Genomic DNA, 706 nt, shown 5'->3' with positions numbered 1-706 from the left:
CGGTCGACGCACCAGCCGCAGCGCTCGGCCTCGGGCACAGCAGAGAGCCCCGCCCAGTAGCGGTCGATCTCTTCTTGGTCGCGGCAGGAGACGATGATGGAGACTCCGGGCGTGAAAGTGAAATCGTGGAAGGTCCCAGAGTCCGTGGCTGCCATCCAGGTGCCGCGCAGGGTAAAGTCGGTGAACATGACCGTACCCGCATCCAGCGGTCCGCCTTCCTCGTAACGGTACAGAGCACCGCGGCGGGCGTTATCAAACAGGGCGATCCAAGCGTCTGTGGCTTCCTCGGCATTAGCGTGATTAGTACCGCCGAACATGAAGGATGGGATAACAAAGGGGCGCGGATCGCCGTCCGGGTCGGTGAGCATGAGCTGCCAGGTCATGCCGAAACGGTCACGAACCCAGGCGTAACGTGGGGAGAAGGGGTACTCACCCAGCTCCATGAGTACGCCGCCGGTGCTGAGCCGCTCATAGAGCTCATCAAGGTAGTCTCGGGCCTGTTCCTCTCCGCCGAATAAGAGCGGATCAAAGTTCAGGATGCAGCTGATCGACGGGTTTGGCGCGTACTGGTTACCGCCGTTGATGAGCGAGAGCCTGAAACCGTGGATGCTGACCGTCGCCGCGATCCCGGGCGCCTGCTCGGCAATGGATGTATCGCGAAAAACATCGGCGTAGAACTGTGCTGCTTCGTCGGCGGTGCCGTCGC

At 61.9% G+C, this 706-nt stretch carries 1 protein-coding gene; it reads right to left on the bottom strand.

Annotated elements, in window-relative coordinates; genetic code table 11:
* Nucleotides 1–706 (bottom strand): VOC family protein (locus HMPREF2554_RS08115; protein ID WP_070554633.1); only part of this gene is annotated, 706 nt, incomplete at both ends.

The sequence above is a fragment of the Rothia sp. HMSC071F11 genome (assembly GCF_001809115.1).
GTDB classification, from domain to species: Bacteria; Actinomycetota; Actinomycetes; order Actinomycetales; family Micrococcaceae; genus Rothia; species Rothia dentocariosa.
Note: the sequence above shows the minus strand (reverse complement) of the source record. Positions and strands in the feature narration are given on the sequence as shown.